This is a genomic window from Streptomyces sp. B93, assembly GCF_018070565.1.
Classification (GTDB): Bacteria; Actinomycetota; Actinomycetes; order Streptomycetales; family Streptomycetaceae; genus Streptomyces.
This window is the reverse complement of record NZ_JAGPXL010000002.1, coordinates 78032-100314: the sequence shown is the minus strand read 5'-3', so window position 1 is coordinate 100314 and position 22283 is coordinate 78032. Positions and strand designations below refer to the sequence as shown.

Here is a 22283-nt window from a genome sequence, read left to right as displayed (position 1 = left end):
ACGATGTCTCGGATTCCGCGACGGCACGCCTCCGCCCCCTGACCGGCGCGACGACCGCTATGGGCGTGCTACGGGCGCCGGCCGCCCCCGTCCGCCCCGTCCGTCCGCACGAGACCCAGCCGGGCGAGATCCTGCGGCCGGATGAGGAGCTGGTCGGCGGTCAACCGCACCTCCCCACCCGCCCGCTTGAGGATGGCGGCGGCCAGCTCGGGCGCGATGACGGAGAAGTAACTGTCCGGGGTGGCCCAGGTGTTGCCGGGCGCGGCGAGCGCGAGGGCACCCCCGGAGCCGCCTTCCCCGATCACCAGGGTCGTGAGGGGCGTACGGGCGGACGCCACCGCCCCGAACACCTCCGCGATCGCCGCGCCCACCCCCTCCCGCTCCGCCTCCGCGTCGTTCGCCGCGCCCGGCGTGTCGACGAGGGTCAGTACCGGGATGCCCAGCCGGTCCGCGAGCCGGATCAGCCGGGCGGCGGTGCGGTAGCCGGCGGGCCGGGTAGCGGTGCCGGTCTGCGCGGCGAAGGCGACGGTCCGCCCGTCGTGCCGACTCTCCCCGAAGCCGCACAGCATGCCGTCGGCATCGACGCCCCCGCACCGGTCACCGGAGACGGCGACCCGGTGGGCGAAGTAGGCGTCCAGATAGCGGTGGGCGCGTGGCCGCCGCGGGTCACGGGCCCGCAGTACGGCGTCCCAGCCGGTGGCGGGCGGCTCGGTGAGCCCGAGCGGGGCGGGCGGCGGCACCGCTTCCGCCGATGGCGCGCCGAGCAGCCGCAGCCACCGCCCTACCGTCTCCCGCAGCGCGTCGGCGCTCACTACGGCATCGGCGGCACCCGCCGCGACCTGTGCCTCCGCCGTGTACGCCGCCGGGTCCGCGTCCGCCGGACGCACCCGCGAGCCCGCGAAGCCGACCTGGGCGCCGGGCAGCGCGAGGATCACATCGGCGCCCGCACCGAGGGTGGCCCAGCCGCCGCCGGTGGTCGGATCGCGCAGTACGGCGAGCTGCGGCAGCCCGGCGGCCCGGGTCAGCGCGGACTGCCGCGCCACGCGCTGCAACTGGGTGAGGGCGACCATGCCCTCCTGCATCCGACTGCCCCCGGTGGCGACCAGCGCGACGACCGGCAGCCGGTGGGCACGGGCATGGATGTACGCCGACTCCAGCCGGTCGCCGCTGCGTTGGCCGAGGGAGCCGCCGAGGAAGCCGAACTCGAAGGCGATCACGACGGCGGGAGCCCCGCCGACCCGGACGACCCCACACACGACGGACTCGTCCTCCCCGGTGCGCTCGGCGGCACGGGCCCGCAAGGCGTCGTACCCGGGCCAGGACAGGGGCCCATCGGGGACGTCCTCCCTGTCTCCTCCTTCCGGAAGCTCGTCGAACTCCTCCCCCAGCAGACCGATGACCGCACGGGCGGAGAGCCGACGGGCCCGCTCAGACATGATCACCCAGCGTCCGCTTCATGATCTTCCCCATGTCGTTCCGGGGCAGGGCGTCCAGCAGGCGCAGCACGCGGGGCCGCTTGTGCGGGGCGAGACGCCGGGCGACATGCTCGGCCAGCTCCTCGAGCCTGGGCGGTGCCTGCGGGTCACTGGCCACCACCCAGGCGACGATCCGCTCCCCGAGATCGGCATCCGGCTCCCCGGTGACGGCGGCCTCCCGCACCCCCGGATGCTCGAGCAGCGCGTTCTCGATCTCCCCGGCCCCGATCTTGTACCCCCCGCTCTTGATGAGATCGGTGGCCTTGCGCCCGACGATCCGGACGTACCCGTCCCCCTCCCGCACGGCCATGTCCCCGGTACGGAACCAGCCGTCGTCGGTGAAGGCGGCGGCGGTGGCGTCGGGCCGGTTGAGGTACTCGGTGAACAGGTTGTCCCCGCGCACCTGAACCTCCCCGACGGTCTCCCCGTCGTGCGAGGTGACGGGCGTCGCCCCGTCCTCCTCCACGAGCCGCAGTTCGACCCCGGGCAACGGCACGCCGACCGTCCCCGCCCGTGCCTCCCCGTCGGCCCGCACGCTGGTGTTCATCAGCGTCTCCGTCATGCCGTACCGCTCGATGACCCGGCGTCCGGTCGCGGCGGCGATGCGCTCGTGGTCGTGCACGGGAAGTGCGGCGGAACCGGAGACGAGCAGCCGGGCGGCGGTCAGCCCTTTGACGAGCGCCGGCTCGTCCCGAAGGGCCTCGGCGATGCGGTGGTACATGGTGGGCACCCCGAACAGCATGGTCGCGCCGTCGTTCAGCTCCCGCGCCACGCCCCCGGTGGTGAACCGTCCCACATGCCGTACGGCACCGCCGCGCCGCAGCGGGCCGAGAATCCCCAGCACCAGCCCGTGCACATGGAACAGCGGCAACCCGTGCACGAGCACGTCGTCGCCGGTCCACTGCCAGGCGTCGGCGAGCGCGTCGAGCGTGGCGGCGAGGGCCCGACGCGGAATGACCGCGCCCTTGGGCGGGCCGGTGGTGCCGGAGGTGTAGACGACGAGGGCGGGGGCGAGGGCGTCGTGACGATCGTCGGAGGCACGGCCCCCGCCGGGAGCGGGACGCACATCGACGTCGTACCGCTCGATGGCGGCAAGGGCCCCGGGCAGCTCGTCCCCCGGCCCGGCGAGGACGATCTCCGGTCGGCTGTCACGGAGGATGTGCCCCAGCTCCTTCTCCCCGGACCTCGGATTCAGCGGCACGGCGGCGGCCCCGGCGAGCAGCACGCCCACCACCCCGACGGCGGTCTCCAGCGTGGGGGTCGCCCATACGGCGACGCGCTGGACGGCGCGTACCCGGTCGGCGACCGTGGCGCTCACGGCGGCGAGGTCCGCGTAGCTGAGTGAACGCTCACCGAAGCGCAGGGCGGGCCGGTCGGGGGAGGGATCGCCGGTGAGGGCGGGGAAGAGGGTGGACACGCGGCGTACTCCTAGGGGCGAACGGCGGTCGGGGCCAGCAAGACCGTTCCTACCCCGGGAGACGCCGGTCCCCTCCACCGGAGGCCTGTCGTCCGTGGCCGAGGCAACAGCGAACGAAGTCCTGTACGACGGGATTGGCGTCGTCGGCCGGCACCCACGCGACGGCGACCTGACTGGGGCTGACTCCGCTGACGGGGCGGTAGACGACGCCGGGACGGGCGTAGAAGCGGGCGGCGGACGCGGGGGCGAGGGCGATGCCGTAGCCGTTGGTGATGGCGCTGAGCCAGTCGTCCGGCTGGTCGGTGACGGCGCCGACGCGGACGGGGTGGCCGTCGCGCTCGTCGGTGGCCAGCCAGTGGTCGCGCCAGGGGCCCGACTCGGGCGGGGCGGCGACGAACGGCTCGTCCCACAGCTCACGGAAGGCGATCAGGCTACGCTCCGCCAACGGATGCCCTGCGGGCAGGGCGACCACACGGGGTTCGGTGAACAGCACGGAGACGCGCAGCGCACGCTGACCGGGGAAGGGCAGCCGCAGCAGGGCGACGTCGACGTCGCCGTCGGCGAGTCCGGCGCTCGGGTTGGACCAGTTGGCCTGCCGCATCTCCGCCCGCCAGCCGGGTCGGCGCCGGGCGAACTCGGCGACGATGCGCGGGGTCGCCTCATTGGCGGCACTGGCCAGGAACCCGACCCTCAGTACACGCGCGGCCCGCCGGGCGGCGCCGCGGGTCTCACGCAGTACCTCACCCCAGTCGGCCAGCAGGCCGGGCGCGCGCTCCGCCAGCACCCGCCCCGGCTCGGTGAGGGCCATACCGGCGCGGGACCGGCTGAACAGCCGCACTCCGAGCTGGTTCTCCAACTGCTTGATCTGCTTGGTGAGCGCGGGCTGCGACACGAACAGCCGCTCGGCGGCACGGGTGAGGGTCCCCTCCTCCGCCACGGCGACGAAGTAGCGCAGCAGTCGGGTGTCGACGTCCATGCCCACAGGTTATAGACGCAGGTATTAGCGGCTGCCGAGGCCGCTCGGGGAGCCTGAGCACAAGGAAACGACCGGAAGGGGCCCCATGATGTTCACCGCCTACGTGATCGTCACCGCGATCACCATCACAGCGAACGCCGGTATCGCCGCCGCGGACTTCGCCCGGGCCGGGTTCGTCCTCGCCAACTCGGCCGAGGTCGGCGTCCCCCGCTCCTGGCTCCCCTGGCTGGGCACCCTCAAGGCCGCCGGAGCAGCCGGCCTCCTCCTCGGCGTCCTGGGCGCCCGCCCCCTCGGCCTCGCCGCCGCGACCGGCCTCACCGCATTCTTCCTCGGCGCCCTCGCCGCCCACATCCGCGCCGGCGTCTACCACAACATCGCGTTCCCCGGCGCCTACCTGACCCTGTCCGCCGCATCGCTATCCCTCACAGCCACGCACTAGACACCGCCCCGACGCCGATTGGCCCCTTCGCCCCACACCTCACGCCGCCCGCGAAGGCAAACGCAACCGTCAGAGCCACATTGGCACCCCACCCTCCTGAGCCAAAGGCACCAATCCCCCACAACCGGGCCGCATGGCCAACCCGACCCGGCCCCACGGTCACTCACTTTCCCGCTTGTTACGCTCCCCGGCGTTCGTACGTTGTACGTCGCCCGCCATCATCGCCCGCTCTCGATCGTCTGTTCCGAACACCTGCGAGGAAGGAACCCCACAGTGCCCCGCATAGCGCTCGTCACCTGTCGGCCCCAGCCGGATGTCAGTGTGGACCGGGATTTGCCCGTGCTGGCGGGGGCGCTGGAGGGGGCGGGGGCTGAGGTTCGGGTTGTCGCGTGGGATCAGGGCGGGGTGGAGTGGGAGGGGTTCGATCTCGCGTTGATTCGGTCGACCTGGGATTACAGCTGGCGGGCCGAGGAGTTCCTGGCGTGGGCCGAGGACTGCGGCAAGGCCACGCGGTTGGTGAATCCGGCGGACGTGGTGCGGTGGAACGTCGACAAGCGGTACCTGGGGGAGCTGGCGGCGGCCGGTGTGCCGACGGTGCCGACGCGGTACGTGGCGCCGGGGGAGGCGTTCGACCCTCCCGGCGACTGCGAGTTCGTCGTCAAGCCGACCTCCGGGGCGGGGGCGCGGTTCGCCGCCCGGTACACGGCCGACGAGCACGACACCGCCGTACGGCAGGTGCGGCGGATGCATGCCGAGGGGTTCACCGCGATGGTGCAGCCGTACATGCGGGGCATCGACGTGCGCGGGGAGCGGGCGTTGCAGTTCTTCGGGGGGCGGCTGCTGCACGCCAGCCGGAAGGGGGCCGTGCTGGCGCCCGGGACGCCGTACGACGAGCGCAAGGTCGCCCATCCCGGGCTGGAGGTCTGGGAACCCACCGCCGCCGAACTCGCGCTCGCCGAGCGGGCCCTGGGTGCCGTACCGGGTGGGGCGGAGAGGCTGACGTACGCGCGGGTTGATCTCGTCGACGGGGAGGACGGGGAGCCTCGGCTCATGGAGCTGGAACTGGTCGAGCCGAACCTCTTCCTGTCGCTGCACACCGGCTCCGTCGCGACAGTGGTGGAGGCGGTGGCGGCTGTGCTGGGAGGGACGCCGGGTTCGTGACCAGGCGGTGGCCGATGACACTGGGCGCCAATGTGCTCCTCGGCATCCCGGGCGTCATACCCGTCTGGATTCTCTGATTCCTCGCGGCGAACTGGGTCAGCGGTCCCGAGCCCACCGACAACGACCCCATGGTGCTCTGGCTCCCGATCGCGGCCATCGTCGTCGTCCCCTACGCCCTGCTCTGGACGTGCGTGAACCGGGCCCTCGCGCGCCGGAGTTCGCTCACCCCGCGCGGCTACCGGTGGATCAGCGCCCTGGCCACCTTCCTGCCGGCCACGGCGCTGATCGTCTACTCGCCCTGAGGAAGGGAGACAGCGGACGTGGGCGGCTCCGCAGGCAGCCGCACCGTGAAACACGCCCCGCCCTCCGGGGCCCGTCCCTCCGCCGCGATCGTGCCCCCCAGCCGCGTCGTCAGGCGGTGGGCGATCGCCAGCCCCAACCCGCTGCCGACCGGGCGGACGCCCCGGTAGCGGGTCGTGAGGGCGCCGCGTTCGAAGGCGACGGCGGCGTCCTCCTCGGTGAGGCCGGGCCCGCCGTCCCGGACCTGGAGGACGGCACCGCCACCAGCGCGCGAGCGGACCGCCACCACCAGGGGGCCGCCCGCCGGGGTGACCCGCAGGGCGTTCTCGATCAGGCCGTCGAGGAGCTGACGCACCCGGAAGCCGTCCGTGCGGAGCATGAGGGGTCCCTCGGAACGCGCCGTACGGAACTCGACACCATGGCGGGCGCACAGCGGCGTCCAGACGTCCGACAGGCGCGTCAGCAGGGCCCCCAGGTCCACACCCGTCACCTCCAGGCGGAAGTCGTCCGCCTCCAGCCGGGCCAGGGAGAGGAGGTCGCCCACGAACGTCTCCAGGCGTTGCACCTCGCCCGTCAGCACGCGGCCCACCGTCGGCACCTCGTCCCCCGTGACCACCTCGTCCGCCAGGGCCTCCGCGTAGCCGCGGACCGTCGTCAGGGGGGTGCGGATCTCGTGGGAGACGGAGAGGAGGAAGTCGCGCTGGCGGTTCTCGCTGCGGGCCAGGGCCGCGTCGAGGGAGTTCAGCGCGCCCGCCAGTTCGGCGACCTCCGTCGGGCCGTCCGTGCCGACCAGCAGACCGCGTTCGCCGTCGGCCAGACGGTGGGCCACCGCCGCCGCCGACGTGAGGGGGCGGGCCAGCCTGCGGGCCAGCAGGGCGCCCGCCAGCGCCGAGCCCACCAGGCCCAGGGAGAGGGGGAGGAGGAGGCGGGTGCGCATCCTCGCGCTCGCCTCGTCCACCGTGCTCATCGGCTGCGCCAGCACCAGACCGCCGCCCGCCGGTGTCGGTACGCCCTCCACCAGCATGTGGCGGCCGTTCAGCGTCGCCGTCGCCGAGACCTCCTCCCCCGACAGCAGCGCCGCGCGCCGCGACGCCGTCACGACCTCCGCCGCCGGGCCCTCCACCTCGCCCGACGCCCGCACCCGGGCCAGCATCGTGCCCGTGGGGCCCGCGATGCGCTCCTGGCGGCCCAGCATCGCCGCCGCCAGCGGTGGCGTACGGGACAGCACCTCCGCCTGTGCCGCCAACTGGTCCCGCTCCTGCGCCTCCGACGTCGAGCGGATCACCCACCAGGCGAACGCCCCTGTCAGGAGGACCGCCACCGTCGCCACCGCGGTGGTGAGGAGGGCGACGTGGACCGTCAGCGACCCGCGCCTCATCGGGTGCCGTCGGTCACCGCGTACCCGACGCCCCGCACCGTGCGGATCGGGCTCGCCTCGCCCAGTTTGGCGCGCAGCTGGGAGACGTAGACGTCGATGACGCGGGTGTCGCGGTAGTCGGCGTACCCCCAGACCTGGGCCAGCAGCTGGTCGCGGGAGAAGACCTGCCCGGGGTTGCGCATCAGGAACGCCAGCAGGTTGAACTCCGTCGTCGTCAGCTCCAGGGGAGCGTCGTCGACGTGCAGGGTGCGGCGGCCGGTGTCCAGGACCAGGCGGCCCACCCGGCGTACGGGGTCCTGGCCGGGGCCCGCCGTGCGGCGCAGCACGCTCTTCACCCGGGCGACCAGTTCATGGGGGGAGAAGGGCTTCGTCAGATAGTCGTCGGCGCCCAGCTCCAGGCCCAGGATGCGGTCGGCGACCTCGTCCCGTGCCGTCACGAACACCACCGGCGTCCAGTCGCCGTCCTCGCGCAGCCTGCGGCACACCGTCACGCCGTCCATGCCGGGCAGCGCGATGTCCAGCACGATCGCGACGGGACGCAGCCGCCGGGCGGCGGACAGCGCGGCGGTGCCGTCGGCCTCGACGTGGACGCCGAAGCCCTCACGGCTCAGGTAGCGCCGCTGGAGGTCGGCGATGTGCCGCTCGTCCTCCGCGATCAGGACGAGTCCCTTGTGCTCCGGCATGGACCCGATGCTAACCACGCCCGGCGCCGGACAACCCCGCACCGGGTCCCCGGCGCCGATCCTTACACTCCCCGAACATTCGTCGAACGTTCCGCTCGCAGCTCTCCGCCAACCTGGCCCCGTGATCGACACCTCCACCACCCCCGCCCCACACGCACCCGCCCCGCCCGGCCGCCCCGGCCGTCTGCACCGCGCCGGACGCTGGTGTGCCCGCCGCCCCTGGTGGGTGCTCGGCGTCTGGCTGCTGGTCGCCCTCGCGGCCGTCGCCGCCGACCGCGCCTTCGGCGGCGCGTACGAGGACGACTTCGCCCTCCCCGGCACCTCCGCGCAGACCGGCGCCGACCTGCTGAAGGAGCACGGGTCCGACGGTGTGCGCGGCACCGCCTCCCAGATCATGCTGCACACCGCCAACGGGCCGCTCAGCGGGCACCGCGAGGCCATCGACGGGGCCGTCGGCGAACTGGCGGAACTGCCCGAGGTGATCTCGGTGGCCGATCCGCTCACCACCCCCGGCGCGCTCTCCGCCGACGGCTCGACCGCCCTCGTCACCGTCCGGTTCGACGAGAACCCGACCAGCTTCGAGAAGTCGTACGTCGACCAGGTCGACGGCGCCGTGGCCGGGCTGCGCGCCGACGGCGTCCAGGTCGAGTACGGCGGCCCCCTCGGGCAGCTCGCCCGGCCCGAGTCGGGCGCGCACCTGTCGGAGGTCATCGGGCTCGTCACCGCCGTACTCGTCCTCCTGGTCGGGTTCGGCAGTGTCGCCGCCGCCGGGTTCCCGCTGCTGACCGCGCTCGCCGGACTCCTCGCCGGGATCTCCGTACTCGGGCTGCTGGCGGCCCTGTTCAGCTTCGGCGCCGCCGCCCCGACGCTCGCGACGATGATGGGCCTCGGCGTCGGCATCGACTACGCGCTGTTCCTGATCACGCGTCACCGGCGGCTGCTGCGGGACCTGGGCGACCCGGCCGAGGCGGCCGGGCGGGCCGTGGCCACCAGCGGGCGTGCGGTGATCGTCGCCGCCGTGACCGTGGCGCTCGCGCTGGGCGGCCTGTACGCCTCCGGGGTCACCTTCATCGGCACCCTCGGCGCCGCCGCCGGGCTGACCGTCGTCGTGGCCGCCGTCGCCGCCCTCACCCTCGCCCCCGCCCTGCTGGGCCTCGCGGGCCACCGCATCGACCGTTGGCGGGTCCGCCCACCCGTCGACGAGCCCGACGAACCGGACCACGGAGTCGGCGACACCTGGCACCGCTGGGCCGCGACCGTCGGCCGCCGCCCCTGGTTGTTCCTCACCGTCGGCATGCTCGTCCTCGGTGTGCTCGCCGTACCGGCGGCCGGGATGCGCCTCGGGCACGTCGACGCGGGCGCCGGTCCCACCGACCACACCGACCGGCGCGCCTACGACCTCGTCTCGGACGGATTCGGGCCCGGCACCAACGGCCAGTTCACCGTCGTCGTCGAGCTTGGCCCCGACGAGGGTGCCGTCGACCCCGACGCCCTCCACCACGCCCTCGCCACCACCCCCGGCACCGCCCGCGTCACCACCCCCACCCCCACCGCCGACCACACCCTGCTGACCGCCACCGTCACCCCCGCCACCGGGCCCCAGGACCGGGCCACCTCCGACCTGCTGGACCGGCTGCGCGACCACACCCTCCCCGACGCCCTCGCCGGTACCGGCGCCGAGGCCCATGTCACCGGCACCACCGCCGCCCAGCTCACCTTCCGGGACGTGGTGCGGGACCGGTTGCCGGTGATCGTCGCGGTGGTCGTGGCGGCGGCGTTCCTGCTGCTGCTCACCGTCTTCCGCAGCCTGCTCGTCGCCCTCAAGGCCGCGCTGCTGAACCTGCTGTCCATCGCCGCCGCGTACGGCGTCGTCGTCGCCGTCTTCCAGTGGGGGTGGGGCGGCGGACTGCTCGGCGTGCCCGAACCGGTGCCCGTCGAGTCGTACGTGCCGATGATGATGTTCGCGATCGTCTTCGGGCTGTCGATGGACTACGAGGTGTTCCTGCTCTCCCGGATCCGCGAGGCCTGGCTGCACACCGGCGACAACCGGCGCAGCGTCGCCGTGGGCCTGGCGGGCACCGCCCGGGTCATCACCTGTGCCGCGCTCATCATGACCAGCGTCTTCTTCGCCTTCCTGCTCTCCACCAACGTGGTGATCAAGATGCTGGCGCTGGGGCTGGGCGTCAGCGTCGTCATCGACGCCACCGTGGTCCGGCTGGTCCTGGTCCCCGCGAGCATGTACCTGCTGGGGCGGGCCAACTGGTGGCTGCCGCGACGGCTCGACCGGGTGCTGCCGCGCCTCGACGCCGAGGGGCCCGCGTGAGGCGCCCACCCCGCCGCGTCACGTCCGTCGGCGTCCTCCTCCTCACCGGGCTCCTGCTCACCGCGACCGTCGCCGAACTCGCCGCCCGTGCGCTGATCGGCGGGCGGATCGAGGACGCCGTCGGCCGCAGGCTCGGCGAGGACACCGACGTCGACATCGACGGTGGCCCGGCGCTGCTGGCCCTGTTCGACCGGCACGTCGACGCGGTGACCGTCACCAGCGACGACGCCGCCCTCGGCCGTATCGAAGGCGCCCGGGTGCGGGCGGAGCTGTACGACCTGCGGCTGAGCGGCGGCTCCGGCACCGTGGGGCGGACCCGGGCGGTGGTGGAGCTTCCGCCCGCCGCCCTCAAGGACATGGCGGGCGGCGGTGAGGCGGGGCGGCTGGAGGTCACGGGCGTGCGGGCCGACCCGGCGACCGACACCGTCGTGCTGCTGCTCAGCGGCGGTCTGGGCGAGGTCACCCTGCGTCCCCGCGTCGAGGAGGGGCGGGTCGCGCTGCACGTCGACGCGGTGCGGGTCTTCGGGCGGGACGCGCCGCCCGCGCTCGTCGACAGGTTCGAGCGCAACCTGGCCGGGCGGGACGGCCCCGACTACCCCCTGGGCCTGAAGGCCACCGCCCTCGACGTCACCGACACCGGCCTGCGCGTGACCCTCACCGGCGACCGGGCACGCCTCCCGCCGGCCCGCTGACCGGCGTGCTTCCCGGTCAGCTGACCGGCCTGCCTCCTGGCCCGCTGACCGGTGCGTCCCCCGGTCCGCTGACCGGCCTGCGTCCCGGCCCGCCGACCGGCGCGCCCCGGGCCCGTCGACCGGTGCGTCCCCCGGTCAGCCGACCGGCCCGCCTCCCGGTCCGCCGACCGGCCCGCCCCCCGGTCAGCCGACCGGCCCGCCTCCCGGCGCGCCCCCTGGCCCGTCGACCGGCGCGCCCCCCGGCCCACCGACCGCTGTCCGCTGGAGCAGCCCCCACGTGAACTCGGCCGCCACCCGTCGCCGTACCCCCTGCCCGTCCGGTGCCGTGAACGCCAGGCCCCAGCGGGTCGGTGCCGTGCCCTCCAGGGGGCGGGCGGGGGCGAAGGCGCGGGCGGCCTCGTCGACCGTGCAGGACCAGGGGGTGAGGTCGTCCAGGGTCCGCAGGACGGGTGGGGACGCGCCGGGTGCGCGGACCAGCCACTCGTTCCACAGCGCCCCGTTCGGGGCGAGCAGCGCCTCGAAGCGGAGGTCGGACCAGAGGGGGACCGGCCACTGCCAGGCCTCGCAGTCCAGGTCGCCGATACGGCGGGCGGTCGTGGTCTCCGGGGGGCCGAGCACGGAGCGGTAGCGGGTGGCGGCGGCGCGGGCGTGCGGCGAGCGGAGCATCGCCTGCCAGCGCTTGTTGGCCTCCCGCATGTCGGTGATCGACGCGCCGAGCCGCCGGCGGGCCGCCGCCACCAGGTCGGGGTTGTGGTCGGCCATCCGGCGCAGCAGGACCAGCTGGAAGTCCAGCGGGGTGAACGGGCTACGGGGGCGGTTCGGATTCGGCCGGGGCGGTGGCATGGGGTCCATCGTCGCGCATCCGGGCGCCGCGCGGGCGGTGGCCGTCCGGGAGGAAGAGGACGGAGTTGACGTACCGGGGCCCGCCCAGCGGCAGTACGCGGCGGAGCAGACCGTGCCCGGCCACGTGGGAGGTGAGCGCCTGGTGGGCCTCCAGCGGGAAGGAGACGAGCGGCACCCAGTCGCGGGTGGGCAGCACCCAGCCGTCGTAGCCCAGCAGCCGCAGGTACGTCAGCACCGGCGCGATCGGCTGGATACGTGACTCCAGTTCCACGAAGAGCGCGGGCCGGTCGCGGGAGAGCAGGGCCGTCGCGCCGCGCAGCACCGCCAGTTCGCTGCCGTCCACGTCGATCTTGATGAAGCCGACCTCCTTCAGACCGAGGTCGTCCAGGGCGACCACGGGCACCTCCACCGCATGGGCGTGGATGTCCCGGCGGACCAGGGAGGACACGCCCCGCCGACCGGTGTCGTCGGGCGGCAGCCACAGCCGTGCGGTGCCGGGCCGGTCCGCGGCGGCGGCCTGGACGACATGCACGTGGGGCGGGGTGGTGGCGGTGAGGAGACGCGCCAGGTGGGGGACGGGTTCGACGGTCACCACCCGCCGGGACCTGCCCGCCAGCCGTCGCGTCCACGGGCCGTACCAGCCGCCCACGTCCACCGCCGTGCCGCAGCCGGGCGGGCACAGGTCGGCGATCCGGGCCAGCTCCGGTTCGAAGCGGGGGTAGACCGCGCGGGCGGCGGCGGCCACCAGACGCGGCGGGACCAGCGGGGCGAGCCGGGCCGCGAGCGTCGTCATGGGGCCGTCCGCTGGAGGAGTTCCATGATCTGCTCGTGTTCCTCGTCCGCGACCTGCTCCCCCGAGGACGGCAGCAGCTGTGGGACGCCGTCGACGATCGGGTAGCGGCGGCGCAGCCGGGGGTTGTAGAGGGCGTCCGCCGACGGCAGGAGGTGCAGCGGGCCCTTGTCGAGCGGGCAGGCGAGGATCCTCAGCAGCGGATCGTCGGGTTTCAGGGGCGGGCCGGACGGGTGGGTCATGGGGTCAGCTCCTTGGGTTGCGCGACCGTTCGCGGGGCGGGCGCGGTGTCGTGTCTGGGCATACCGAGCAGTACGGCGACGGCGAGCGCCGTGCCCGCCACCCGCAGCGCCAGCCGCAGCGGGTCGCCGGGCAGCGCCTCGCCGAACGAGAGCGTGCCGAGTACGGCGGTGTAGAGGCAGGTCACCGTCGTGCACACCGGCACGATCAGTGAGGCCCGGCAGCGTTGCAGCGCCGCCTGCGACATGACCAGGCCGAACGCGCCGGTGAAGAGCAGCAGATAGGGGTACGGGGAGCGGGCCACGCCGAGCAGGGCACCGCCCGGGTCGGCGGCCGTCCAGTACCCCGAGACGCCCTTGATGGCGAGGGAGCTGACCCCGTAGAGCAGGCCCACCGCCACCCCGTACTCGATGCCGGTCGTGGGCAGCCGGTGGCGGCGCGCGGCACGGCGTTCGGCGGCGTGGTACAGCCACACGCCGCCCGCGAGGGACGGCACGCACAGCAGCAGGATCAGCTGGTAGGGCGCGGCCTGGCTGACGGTGTCGGCGGACTCGTCCAGCGACAGCACCACCATCAGCAGCGCGGCGAGGATCGCGGCCAGCGCGTACCGTTCACGGCCGCTGGTGCGCTCGCCGAGCAGCCGGGCGGACAGCAGCACCAGCAGCACCAGGCCGGAGACGAAGATGCCCTGGGCGGCGGCGATCGGCAGGGTGCGGTAGACGACGAGCTGGGCGGCGAACCCGGACGCCAGGGCGAGCGAACCGGCCAGCCACAGCGGGCTGCCGACCACCAGCCGCAGCAGCCTGACCGGCTCGCGGACCGTCACCTCGGGCAGCGCGGCGAGCGCCCGCTTCTCCAGGACGAATCCGCTGCTGTACAGGACGTTCGCCATCAGGGCCGCGGCCACTCCCCACCACATGGTTCACGTCCGGCGGGCGTGCAGGAGCAGGATCGACGCGAGCGGGGCCCGGGCGCAGACCAGCCGGTCCAGGGGGCGCAGCGGGCGCGGTACGCCGTGGAAGGGGGCCCCGGTCAGTCGTACGACCTCGAAGCCCGCCGCCGACACGAACTCCCTGAGCGCACGGGCGGTGTAGAGGCGCAGGTGGCCGACGACCTCGCGGCCCGGACGGCCGTGGATCGCGCGCAGGCTGACCTCCGAGAAGACGGGCTGCACCCCGGCCAGCAGCAGGGCGCGGTTGTACCAGGCGGCCAGGTTCGGGGTGGAGAGCATGAGGTGGCCGCCCGGACGCAGGACGCGGCGGATCTCGTCGAGGGCGGCGTCCGGGTCGGTCAGGTGCTCGATGACCTCACTGAACAGCACCGCGTCCACCGACTCCGGGGCGAACGGCAGCCCGCCGCCGCCCAGTTCACCGCGCACCGCGTACGGCAGCCGGGTGTGCGCGCGGGTCAGCGCGTCCTGCGACCAGTCCACGCCGACCAGCCGGTGCCCGGCGAGCAGCGGGGCGGCGGTGGCCGCGGCGGTGCCGTCGCCGCAGCCGAGGTCGAGGACGGTGCGGGGGCCGTCGGCGGTGGCCGGTCCGAGCGCGGCGGCGAGCTGCCGGGCCTGGCGCAGACTGCGGGGGGTGCCGGAGGCGACGGGCACGGCGGGGTTCTCGTAGAAGTCGCGCAGACCGTTCCGGGGTGGTGCGGTGGTGGTCATCACGGTGCCTCCCTGGTGTCCGCCTCCGTCGCGTGGAGGTGGTGTTCGAAGAGGTCCCGGAGGTGGGCGCCGTCGCCGTGGCCGAGCAGGCTCCGGGACCAGCGCAGCGCGAGGTGGAGGCGGCCCGCCGTGGACGCGGTGGTGACGGTGAGACCGCGTGGCATCCGGGCGGGCGCCGAGAACCACACGGCGTGCGCGCGGCCCGCGTCCCCGCCGAAGTCCAGCGGGTACGGGATGCGGCCGATGTTGCTGAGCAGTGTCGTCGACGTCCAGGGTGCCGCCGCCCGGCGCAGCCCCCGGGTGAGGGCCGCCCGCCAGGCCACGGGCACCACGGGCGCGGTCAGCAGGGCGGCGCCGTGGCCGAGTTGGGGGCGGGGGCGCGCCTTGAGGGCGCGGGTGCGGGCCGCGGTGAGCCGCAGCAGCTCGGGCGTCGGCAGCTCCAACTCGGCTGTCTGGTAGGTGACTTCGACGAGCCGGGTGCCGTTGCCGATCGGCATGCTGGTGTCCCGGGGGCGGTCGTCGACCGGCATGGTGATGCGCGGGGGTCGGGGGCGGGCGCCGTGTTCCCGGTTCCAGTGGGCGACGGTGCGGGCGGTGGCGACCATCAGCTGGTCGTTCACGGTGTAGGGGGAGCCCTTGGGGCGGTGCGGGAGGGGGAGTTCGGCGACCAGCATGCCGTTGCCGGGTGACCGTTCCGGGGCTCCGGGGGCCACGCGGGCGGGCGGCAGCCAGTGGGAGGGGGCCTCGGCGGGCGGCACGGGCCGGTCCGCGTCCGCCGGCGGGCGTACGGGGGCGGTGGCGGGGGCGTTGTCGTGGCCGCCGTACAGTTCGGCGGCCGTCGCCAGCACCCGCAGGCAGGCCGGGCCGTCCAGCGCGGTGTGGTTGAGGGTGAGGACCAGCACGCTCCCCGCCCCCGGGACCACCTCCAGCCGTACCGGCGGGGACTGCGTCAGCGGGGGCGCCTGGGTCAGTGCCCGGGTGCGCGCGTCCCGCAGGGCGGTGGGGCCCGGCTCCACGAAACGCACCACCGGCACATCCGGGCCGTCCGTCAGCTCCCACTCGTAGCGGCGGCCGTACCAGGGCCGGGGCGCCTCCCGCACCAGGATCCGGGGATGACGGCGCAGCGCCTCGGTGAACGCCGCGCGCAGCCGGCCGGGTTCGAGCGGTCCGGGCAGATGGACCTCGATGTGCACGGTCTCCGGCTCCGCCTCCTGGAGACAGTGCCGGGACACCTCGTCCACGACCGGGAACGGAATCCGGGCCGGCCCGCCCGCACCGTCCCGCGCCGGGCGCTGCACCGCCGTCATGCGTCCTTGCCCCTTTCCCCGATGTCCTCGCCCTTTTCCCCGGCGTCCTCGCCCGGCCCACGGCCCCGGAACGGCGGCCGGGTCCGCACGGTGGGCGGGTCCGGGTCGGGCCCACGGGCCGTGGACGTGGACGCGGGCACGGGCGGCAGCGGCCGGGTGGGCCCCTCGGGTGCACTCGCCTTGGGTGCACTCGCCTTGGGTGCACCCGCCTCGGACGCGCCCGGCGCGGACGCGCCCGCCGCAGCCGCGCCCGGTCCGGAACCGCCCACCGGCAACACCGCCGTACGCCCGGACCCACCGCCGTCGTCCCGCTCCCGTACGCTCACCAGCCCCGCGAACAGCCCCACCAGCGCCAGCAGCTGGGCCGCCCGCCCGAACGCCCCGCCCCCGGCCGCCACCGGCTCCCCGGCACCGGTGGCCGCCGCGATGCCCGCCGCCGCGAGGGCGAGGAAGGCGAGGGGCACCAGCAGCGCGTGCCGCCTGTGGGCGACCACCGCCAGCACCGGCACCAGCAGCGCGAACCAGCCCGCGACGACCACCGCGACCAGCGTCAGCGCCACGGTGCCCAGCCAGATCCCGGGCGGCGGCGGCACCGGCTGCGGCGGGTCGGGGTTGGGGGCGCGGCGACGCCACACCACCAGGGCGAGCAGCACCGCGATCCCGGCGCCGCTGCCGATCAGCCCGGCCTCGTAGGTCGTCGCGGGCTCATAGGTGAGCCGGACCGTGCCGCCCTCCCCGGCGGGGACCAGCCAGCCCTGCTGCCAGCCGTCGAGGCGGACCGGTGTCAGCTCGCGGCCGTCGAGGGTGGCCCGCCAGCCGTCGTTGTGGTTCTCGTACGTCGTCAGGTACGACGCCGCTCCCGCGCCGACCGTCAGCTCGCGGCGGTCGCCCAGCCAGTCCCGTACCGTCAGTTCACGGCCGTCGGCCGGCGGTTCGGTGACCGTGCCACGGGTCAGGGTGACGTCCGTGACCGTGAGCGGGCCCGCGTCGCCCGCCTCGACCCGGTGCGAGCCGGAGTCCAGGGACAGCTCCCGGTCCACGCGGCCCCCCTGGCACAGCCGTACCTCCACCGGCCGCCGCTCCACCAGGTCCCGTACCTTGCCCCGCACCCCCGTCTCGTACAGCTCGTCGTCGACGGCGAGCACCGGCCCCCGCCCGCACGGCAGGGTGAAGTCGCGGGAGCCGCGCGGCGGTGGGGTGCGGTACTCGTCGGGCAGTGACGGGAGGTGGATCTCCGTGAGGCCGACGGGCAGTTGGAGTTCCTCGTCGACGACCGGGTTGTGCAGGGTCAGCGGGGCCGTCTCGGTGACGGTGATGTCGAGGCGGTCGGTGGTGATGGGCTCGAAGCGGGCCCAGCCGTTCTCGTCGACGGCGGCGGTCGCCGCGCCGTCCGGCGAACTGATCCGCACCTGCGCGGGACGCGCCGAGAGCCCGCCCGCGCCCGCCAGCACCAGCTCGTCCACCGGCTGCCGGTCCGGCCAGCGCAGATGGATCGTGGGCCGGTCGCCCGCGATCCACGCGGTAGTCAGATCACCGTCGGTGAGGTTGCGGGCCGCGAGTCCGGTGCCGAGCGGGGCCGTGGAGTCGGCGGTGGCCGTGATCCGGCCCCGCTGCTCGGGCGCGACCTCGTACAGCAGCCGGTCCAGCGCCTCGCCGGGCACCGGCACGGCGCTCGCCGCCAGCCGGTAGTCGCCGTCGCCGTCCGTGCCGAAGCGGCGGTGCAGGCCCGCCTCCGTGCCGGTCGGGGACATGCCGGTGGGGTCGGCGGGCCGGTGCAGCGAGACGATCTCGCTCGCCGCGTCCTCGCCCCGCGCGTCGGTCGGCAGCCGCAGCATCCGCGTCACCCGCACGTCCGGCAGCGCGATCTCGGTGAAGCCCGCGCCCAGCAGCCCGGACCGGCGCTCCACGGAGTCGACGATCGTCAGCCTCATCCAGCCGGTGGCCCCGGCGGGTGCCGTCACCCGCTGGGTCGTGCCGTCCGGCTGGAGGAAGCTGGTGGCGCTGCCGTTCTCCGTCTCCACCCGCACCCGGGTGGGCGCCGCCCGCACACCGTCCTGCGGCAGCGGCGTCACCCGGAACGACGACGGCATGGCGTAGTCGCCGTCGAAGGCGATCCGCAGCCACTGCCCGTCCGCCGCGCCCGGCGAGCCCTCCGTCCACACGGTGTCCGGATCGCCGTCGAAGGCGTTCACCGGGTCGTACTGCGGCAGGTGGAACAGCCAGTGCCCGTACGACGACGCGGTCACCGCGCGCGCCCCGCGCAGCTCGGCCACCGTCTGGTGCTCCAGGCCCGTCACCGGGAGGATCTGGTGCGGCCCGTCCCCCGCGTCCTGGTAGGCGCCGGGCGCGTTGCGTTCGTCGCGGGTGTACGGGTACGAGGTGCCCGCGTTGATCAGCCCGAACCGGGTGTCCGCGCGGCGCAGCCCGTCGCCCAGCACCCGCACCTCGGGCGTCCCGAGCCCGGGGTGGTGGTCGCCGGTCAGCACGGTCGGCCGCCCCCGCAGCCCGTCGGCGAGCGGCAGCAGCGCCTCGGGACCGCCCGACACGACCGCCGTCGCGGCGACCTGGGCGAGGCCCGCCTGACCGGGCCGGGGCACCTCCGCGTCGGCCGGACGGTAGATCTCCACCGCCCGCTGCCTCGGGTACAGGCCCTCGACCTGGAGCGGGGTGCCGTCGGCGATCCGCCCGCCGGTCATCAGCGGGCCGAGACCGGTCACCCGCTCGTACCCGGACTGCTCCAGCGTCCGCTTCACGGTCGCCGTCGGCACGTACCCGATCTGGTCGGGGTCGAGGTCGTTGCGGACGACGACGTAGAAGACCCCCGCCCGGCTCAGGTAGTCGGCCAGCCCCGGCACCCGGCCCCCGGTCAGCAGCGCCTGCTCCACCGCGTCCATCGCCCGCCGGTTCCCCGCCGTGCCGAACGGCACGTAGTCGCGCTGCGCCCAGCGGGACTCGCCGGTGACGTCCAGGGGCTGGTCGATGGGAGAGCCCCAGGTGTAGATGCCGTGCGCGGTCGCGGGCACCACCAGGGCACGGGAGTCGGGGGAGTACCGGTCCAGCCAGTCGGCCGTGGCGTGCCAGTACCGGGGGATGTCCTGGAAGGACCCCGGGTTGAGGATCGACCCGTTGAGGTACGGCCACACCAGCCCCGGCAGCACCAGCACCGCCGCCGCCAGCGGCGCGAACCGCCGCCCCGGCACCCTGCGCGCCCCCCGCTCCCGCACCGCCACGCCCACCACGTGGGCCAGGCCCAGCACCAGCGCCAGCGCGAGACCCGTCTGGAACTTGTAGATGTTCCGGAACGGCGCCAGCCACCCGTCCAGCCAGTCCCGCACGGTCCCGTGGAACGGCGCCCCGAACCCGCCCCCGTACCCGGCGAGCAGCACCACCACCGCCACCAGCACCGTCAGCACCAGCCAGCGCCGCTCCGGCAGGTCCCGCCGCGCCAGCCCGGCGAGCCCGAGGCCCGCCGCCAGCGCCGAGCAGACGATCACCACCGCCGACGAGGCCACCGTCCACCCCGCGGGCAGCCAGGCCTCCCCGAAGTGCAGGTACGCCACCCAGTTCCCGGCGCCGCGCAGCGCCTCCGTCGCCGACATGCTCGCCGTGGTCGTCGTGGAACTCTCGATGTACGGCAGGAAGTTCTCCCCGTACGCGCCGAGCAGCAGCAGCGGTATCCACCACCACGCCGTCGCCACCAGCACCGCCGGCACCCACCAGGCGATCAGTCTGCGCTGCCGGGGTCCCGGCGGCCGGGTCAGCAGATACAGTCCGACGGGCAGCAGCGACGCCAGCGTGGAGGCCGCGTTGACGCCGCCCATGAACGGCACCAGCAGCGCCGACCGCAGCGCGGCCACCCGCGCGCCGTACCGTTCGTCGGCCAGCGGCAGCAGCACCCACGGCAGCACCGCGCCGGGCAGCGCGGCGGCCGAGGTGGAGCCGATGACGGTGGTGAACACCGGCCACAGCGCGTACGCGACGGCGGCGAGCAGCCGGGAGGCACCGCTGCCGACGCGCAGCCGCTCGGCGAGCCGCAGCGCACCCCAGAACGCGGTGGTGACGACCAGTGACATCCACAGCCGCTCCGCCAGCCACACCGGCACGTCCACGGTCCGGCACACCCAGTGGAACGGCAGCATCGGCCACAGATAGCCGACGTACTGGTCCTGGATGCCGCCGAAGCCGCTCCGGTCGTGCCACAGCTGGCCCAGGTCGGCGAAGAACCGGTCCGGGTCGACGGTGACACCGAGCTTGGTGTCGAAGGTCTGCCGCCCCGGGCTCACCGCCAGGAACAGGGTGAACACCACGGCCCAGAACCCCAGCAGCCAGCCCCGCGACCGCGGTTTCGAGGGCGGGCCGGGCGCGGGCGCGGGGGTGGGGACGGCCGCGGGAGGAGGGGCCTGGACCGTGGTGGTCATCGGGGACACCGCCGGAGGACGAGGAGGAGGTTCCAGGTGGCCAGCTCACGGACGCCGGGAATCCGCACGATCGTCCCGGCGAGGAAGGGCCAGTAGCGGGAGCGCGCGGCGACCACCGTCACGTCGTCGCGGGCGCGCACCTGCCGCAGGGTGGGGCCGATGTGCACGGCGAACAGGTTCTCGCCGAGGGTGTGCTTGGGCGCCCGCCCGGTACGGCGCCGGTAGCGGGCGCGGGCCCGTTCGGCGCCCAGGTAGTGCCAGGGCGCCCACTCGTGGCCGCCCCACGGGGACAGCCAGTTGGTGAACGACACGAAGACCAGCCCACCGGGCCGGGTCACCCGCGCCAGCTCACTGAGGAACGTCTGCGGGTCGGCCACGTGCTCCAACACATTGGAGGAGAACGTGACATCGGCGACCCCGTCGCCGAGCGGCAGCAGATACCCGTCCGCGACGACGGTCCCGTTCGGGGGTTTCCCCCCGATCTCCCGCACATCGGGCTCGAACAGATAGGCGTGGGCCCCCCGCCGCCGGAACTCCTCGGTGAAGTACCCACTCCCCCCACCGACATCGACGACGGTAAGCCCGGCGACGGGCCCCCCGTACTCCTCGACTTGGTCGACGGAATGCCGGGCGAGCAGCGAGTAACAGGCATCCGGCTCGTCCTGCTCCCGCAAGAACGCCCGGAACAGATCGAGAGACCCGCGCACGGACGCCGCCAAGGGGCGCGGGGCTGTGACATTTGCGGCTCCGCCACGTGGGCGCGACCAGCTACACCCCACCCGCACCCGGCTCATGCCCCCCAACCCCGCACCGCCTCCGCCGCCACAAAGCGAAACGCCCGCACCGTCCGCGACCAGCGGTACCGCGCGGCAAGCTCACCCGCCGCCTTCCCCATCAACTCCCTGCGCCGCCCGTCGAGGGCCACCGCACACCACGCCGCCGCGTACGACGACTCACCGGACGCCAGCACCCCCGTCTCCCCGTCCACGACGGAGTCCCGCAGCCCGGGCACGTCGAACGCGACCGTCGGTGTCCCCCGCGCCGCCGCCTCCGTGACGACCAGCCCCCACCCCTCCACCGCCGACGGGTGCACCAGCAGCCACGCCGCGCACAGCAGCCGGTGCTTCTCCGCCTCGGAGACATGGCCGGTGAACTCCACACCGGGCCCCGCGAGCCGCTCCAGGCGCTCCCGCTCGGGCCCGTCGCCGACGATCAGCAGCCGTCCGCCGGTGACCGGCCGCACCCGTTCCCACAGCCGCAGCAGCAGGTCGACGCGCTTGTACTCGACGAGTCTGCCGACCGCGACGAACAGCGGCTCGGGGGAGCGGTCGGCGCGCGGGCCGGGGTCCGCGACACCGTTGGGGACGATCCGGATGCGGTCCCGCTCCACCCCGATCGCGCGCAGCGCGTGCGCCGTCGACGGGGAGACGGCGACCAGCAGGCTCCGCTGCTGCGCGCCCGTCAGCGCCCAGTGCTCGAGTCTTCGGCCGATCCGGGCGGCCGGGGCGAGCGGCCCGCCGAAGCGCATCTTCCACAGGTCGGTGTGCACGTGGTTGACCAGGCACAGGGTGGGGCCGCGGTGCCACAGCGGCGACAGGTACGGCATGCCGTTGCAGACCTCCACCAGCAGGTCGCAGTCGCCGACCTGACGGGCGAAGGCGGAACGGGCGCGCAGGTAGTGGCCGTAGGCGCCGCCCGCCGACACCACGCGGTAGTCGCGGAAGGACGCGGGCCCGCCGCACAGCAGGGTGACCTGGTGGCCGAGGCGGGTCAGGCCGTCGGCGAGGCGGTCGACGAGCAGCTCGGAACCACCGGCGGCGGGGTTGCCCAGGTCCCGGTGGGCGAGGAAGACGATCCGGCGCGGAGGTGGGGGGAGCGCCGGTGGGAGCTGCGGCCGGGAGAGCGCGGCGTGCGGCGAGGGGGGTACGTGCTGGGGCATGTGCGCTCCAACTCGTCTCAGGGTGCGGTGACTCGGGGTGACCATGTGGGTGGGGGACGGGGGTAGCTGTGGACTGGCTGTGGACGGTCTGTGACCGGGGGTGGGTTCGACAGTTTTGGCCCAGGCGTTCGTCACGGCTACTCACCGGGGTGACAATTTCGGGGCTTGTTGTAACTGACGTCACGTCACATCGTGGGCGTGGGGCACCCGGTCGGCGCCCTTGACTGCTTCGCGGCCCGCCT

19 protein-coding genes are annotated in these 22283 nt (G+C 74.7%); 5 read left to right on the top strand and 14 right to left on the bottom strand.

Translation table 11 applies throughout. The features are described 5' to 3' along the window. Positions 1–68: 68 nt before the first annotated feature. The 3 genes from KBY47_RS02790 to KBY47_RS02780 are packed head-to-tail and all read right to left on the bottom strand — an operon-like array spanning position 69 to position 3868. Entirely contained in the window at positions 69–1436 is a 1368-nt protein-coding gene (locus KBY47_RS02790; RefSeq protein WP_210919239.1) for a carboxyl transferase domain-containing protein, read from the bottom strand. After that, a complete protein-coding gene (locus KBY47_RS02785) occupies positions 1429–2892 on the bottom strand; it encodes an acyl-CoA synthetase (protein WP_210919238.1) in 1464 nt (487 codons plus the stop codon). Before KBY47_RS02785 ends, KBY47_RS02790 begins: the two co-directional genes overlap by 8 nt. Before the next feature lie 49 nt (positions 2893–2941). Next, the gene (locus tag KBY47_RS02780) at positions 2942–3868 is read right to left on the bottom strand and encodes a LysR family transcriptional regulator (protein WP_210919237.1); all 927 of its coding nucleotides are present in this window, start codon (positions 3866–3868) and stop codon (positions 2942–2944) included. An 88-nt stretch (positions 3869–3956) separates the two neighbouring features. On the opposite strand from KBY47_RS02780, the gene KBY47_RS02775 reads away from it, so the two are divergent. From KBY47_RS02775 to KBY47_RS36265, 3 genes are all read left to right on the top strand, one after another. Next, complete coding sequence (locus KBY47_RS02775) at positions 3957–4307, top strand: DoxX family protein (RefSeq protein WP_210919416.1); 351 nt, start codon at positions 3957–3959, stop codon at positions 4305–4307. A 273-nt stretch (positions 4308–4580) separates the two neighbouring features. After that, the gene (locus tag KBY47_RS02770) at positions 4581–5468 is read left to right on the top strand and encodes a RimK family alpha-L-glutamate ligase (RefSeq protein WP_210919236.1); all 888 of its coding nucleotides are present in this window, start codon (positions 4581–4583) and stop codon (positions 5466–5468) included. Positions 5469–5596: 128 nt separating this feature from the next. Next, a complete protein-coding gene (locus tag KBY47_RS36265; protein WP_247694132.1) occupies positions 5597–5770 on the top strand; it encodes a hypothetical protein in 174 nt (57 codons plus the stop codon). Here the strand turns inward: KBY47_RS36265 and KBY47_RS02760 are convergent. Then, complete coding sequence (locus KBY47_RS02760; protein ID WP_210919235.1) at positions 5758–7146, bottom strand: cell wall metabolism sensor histidine kinase WalK; 1389 nt, start codon at positions 7144–7146, stop codon at positions 5758–5760. The two genes, KBY47_RS36265 and KBY47_RS02760, sit on opposite strands and share 13 nt — an antisense overlap. After that, positions 7143–7829 carry a response regulator transcription factor gene (locus tag KBY47_RS02755; RefSeq protein WP_210919234.1) on the bottom strand — a complete coding sequence of 229 codons (687 nt, stop codon included), beginning with the start codon at positions 7827–7829 and terminating at the stop codon, positions 7143–7145. Before KBY47_RS02755 ends, KBY47_RS02760 begins: the two co-directional genes overlap by 4 nt. 121 nt (positions 7830–7950) lie before the next feature. Between KBY47_RS02755 and KBY47_RS02750 the strand changes: the two genes are divergently transcribed. Together KBY47_RS02750 and KBY47_RS02745 are read left to right on the top strand one after the other, a co-directional pair. Continuing rightward, positions 7951–10152 carry an MMPL family transporter gene (locus KBY47_RS02750; protein ID WP_308405016.1) on the top strand — a complete coding sequence of 734 codons (2202 nt, stop codon included), beginning with the start codon at positions 7951–7953 and terminating at the stop codon, positions 10150–10152. Continuing rightward, on the top strand, positions 10149–10844 hold the full coding sequence (locus KBY47_RS02745) for a DUF2993 domain-containing protein (RefSeq protein ID WP_210919233.1): 696 nt from the start codon (positions 10149–10151) through the stop codon (positions 10842–10844). Before KBY47_RS02750 ends, KBY47_RS02745 begins: the two co-directional genes overlap by 4 nt. Before the next feature lie 183 nt (positions 10845–11027). Here KBY47_RS02745 and KBY47_RS02740 read toward each other — a convergent pair whose 3' ends face one another. Genes KBY47_RS02740 through KBY47_RS02700 form a run of 9 tightly spaced genes read right to left on the bottom strand, consistent with a single transcriptional unit; the run spans position 11028 to position 22041 of the window. Beyond that, the gene (locus KBY47_RS02740) at positions 11028–11687 is read right to left on the bottom strand and encodes a hypothetical protein (protein ID WP_210919232.1); all 660 of its coding nucleotides are present in this window, start codon (positions 11685–11687) and stop codon (positions 11028–11030) included. Next, on the bottom strand, positions 11650–12480 hold the full coding sequence (locus tag KBY47_RS02735) for an FkbM family methyltransferase (protein ID WP_210919231.1): 831 nt from the start codon (positions 12478–12480) through the stop codon (positions 11650–11652). Before KBY47_RS02735 ends, KBY47_RS02740 begins: the two co-directional genes overlap by 38 nt. Further along, complete coding sequence (locus KBY47_RS02730) at positions 12477–12695, bottom strand: Trm112 family protein (protein WP_210919413.1); 219 nt, start codon at positions 12693–12695, stop codon at positions 12477–12479. The genes KBY47_RS02735 and KBY47_RS02730 overlap by 4 nt, the downstream gene beginning before the upstream one ends. Positions 12696–12715: 20 nt before the next feature. Further along, positions 12716–13624 (bottom strand): hypothetical protein, encoded by a 909-nt coding sequence (locus tag KBY47_RS02725; protein ID WP_210919414.1) that lies wholly within the window; start codon positions 13622–13624, stop codon positions 12716–12718. Between the two features lie 15 nt (positions 13625–13639). After that, entirely contained in the window at positions 13640–14377 is a 738-nt protein-coding gene (locus tag KBY47_RS02720) for a class I SAM-dependent methyltransferase (RefSeq protein WP_210919230.1), read from the bottom strand. Beyond that, the gene (locus KBY47_RS02715; RefSeq protein ID WP_210919229.1) at positions 14377–15684 is read right to left on the bottom strand and encodes a condensation protein; all 1308 of its coding nucleotides are present in this window, start codon (positions 15682–15684) and stop codon (positions 14377–14379) included. Before KBY47_RS02715 ends, KBY47_RS02720 begins: the two co-directional genes overlap by 1 nt. Further along, positions 15681–20102, bottom strand: coding sequence for an alpha-(1->3)-arabinofuranosyltransferase family protein (locus KBY47_RS02710; protein WP_210919228.1), 4422 nt, complete (start codon positions 20100–20102; stop codon positions 15681–15683). The genes KBY47_RS02715 and KBY47_RS02710 overlap by 4 nt, the downstream gene beginning before the upstream one ends. Next, entirely contained in the window at positions 20099–20896 is a 798-nt protein-coding gene (locus KBY47_RS02705; protein WP_210919227.1) for a class I SAM-dependent methyltransferase, read from the bottom strand. The genes KBY47_RS02710 and KBY47_RS02705 overlap by 4 nt, the downstream gene beginning before the upstream one ends. Next, positions 20893–22041: a glycosyltransferase family 4 protein gene (locus tag KBY47_RS02700; RefSeq protein WP_210919226.1), complete on the bottom strand. Its 1149-nt coding sequence runs from the start codon at positions 22039–22041 to the stop codon at positions 20893–20895. Before KBY47_RS02700 ends, KBY47_RS02705 begins: the two co-directional genes overlap by 4 nt. Between the last annotated feature and the right edge of the window lie 242 nt (positions 22042–22283).

Bases quoted from the DNA above. Each gene is read 5' to 3' on its own strand.
- KBY47_RS02755 (WP_210919234.1), bottom strand. From the start codon at position 7,829: ATGCCGGAGCACAAGGGACTCGTCCTGATCGCGGAGGACGAGCGGCAC.
- KBY47_RS36265 (WP_247694132.1), top strand. From the start codon at position 5,597: ATGGTGCTCTGGCTCCCGATCGCGGCCATCGTCGTCGTCCCCTACGCC.
- KBY47_RS02715 (WP_210919229.1), bottom strand. From the start codon at position 15,684: ATGACGGCGGTGCAGCGCCCGGCGCGGGACGGTGCGGGCGGGCCGGCC.
- KBY47_RS02720 (WP_210919230.1), bottom strand. From the start codon at position 14,377: ATGACCACCACCGCACCACCCCGGAACGGTCTGCGCGACTTCTACGAG.
- KBY47_RS02760 (WP_210919235.1), bottom strand. From the start codon at position 7,146: ATGAGGCGCGGGTCGCTGACGGTCCACGTCGCCCTCCTCACCACCGCG.
- KBY47_RS02790 (WP_210919239.1), bottom strand. From the start codon at position 1,436: ATGTCTGAGCGGGCCCGTCGGCTCTCCGCCCGTGCGGTCATCGGTCTG.
- KBY47_RS02705 (WP_210919227.1), bottom strand. From the start codon at position 20,896: ATGAGCCGGGTGCGGGTGGGGTGTAGCTGGTCGCGCCCACGTGGCGGA.
- KBY47_RS02735 (WP_210919231.1), bottom strand. From the start codon at position 12,480: ATGACGACGCTCGCGGCCCGGCTCGCCCCGCTGGTCCCGCCGCGTCTG.
- KBY47_RS02710 (WP_210919228.1), bottom strand. From the start codon at position 20,102: ATGACCACCACGGTCCAGGCCCCTCCTCCCGCGGCCGTCCCCACCCCC.
- KBY47_RS02775 (WP_210919416.1), top strand. From the start codon at position 3,957: ATGTTCACCGCCTACGTGATCGTCACCGCGATCACCATCACAGCGAAC.
- KBY47_RS02740 (WP_210919232.1), bottom strand. From the start codon at position 11,687: ATGCCACCGCCCCGGCCGAATCCGAACCGCCCCCGTAGCCCGTTCACC.
- KBY47_RS02700 (WP_210919226.1), bottom strand. From the start codon at position 22,041: ATGCCCCAGCACGTACCCCCCTCGCCGCACGCCGCGCTCTCCCGGCCG.
- KBY47_RS02780 (WP_210919237.1), bottom strand. From the start codon at position 3,868: ATGGACGTCGACACCCGACTGCTGCGCTACTTCGTCGCCGTGGCGGAG.